General features: G+C 66.7%; 1 protein-coding gene. It reads right to left on the reverse strand.

The genetic code is table 11. The features are described from left to right. On the reverse strand, positions 1 to 645 hold a 645-nt coding region (locus AC1DU6_RS34430; protein WP_477862964.1), incomplete at both ends, for an autotransporter outer membrane beta-barrel domain-containing protein.

Consider the following 645-nt stretch of genomic DNA (forward strand, 5'->3'; position numbering starts at 1 on the left):
GCCGTGGTCAGCGCGGCGTCATGCGCCGCCGCTGCGCCGTTGACGACGAAGCTCGCGCCGGGCAGCGACATGAACGTCGCCGATGCGGCGCGGTCGGTGTTGAAATCATGCGCCCAAGCCGCGCGGCCGCGCAGCGTCAGGATCGCATCGTTGACAGCGAAGGACTTGTCGGTGCGCAGGCCAAGTTCGCTGCGGGTGTCGTTCACGGTCTTGGATGTGTAGCTGAGCGCGAAGGCGTTGCTGCCGGCGACAGCGGTTTCCGCATAGGCCGGCAACATGACGGCGGTGAACTGGACGGCGGCGTAAGGCGTGAGACCGAGGCCGCCCTGCCATGACGTGACGGTGCGATTGCCGACTTCAAAACGTCCCGAAAACGTATTGGGGCTGAAACGCGCCTGCAACTGATCCGTCATCACGCTGCGGTTGGTGGTGACGTCCTGCCAGCCATAGGCCAGTGCGCCGGACAGATAGGTCGATCCGATGCTGTGGCGCACGAAGCCGCCGATCTGGAACAGGTCGGAGCGACCGGAGCCGCCGCCTGTCACGCTGAAGCTGGTGCCGCCGCCGGCCATCGCAAAACCGGCGACGGTGTTGGGCGAGATCAGATAGTCGGCGCCGACGGCGACGCCGCCGATGCGGCTGCTC

Source organism: Roseateles sp. P5_B10 (genome assembly GCF_056400485.1).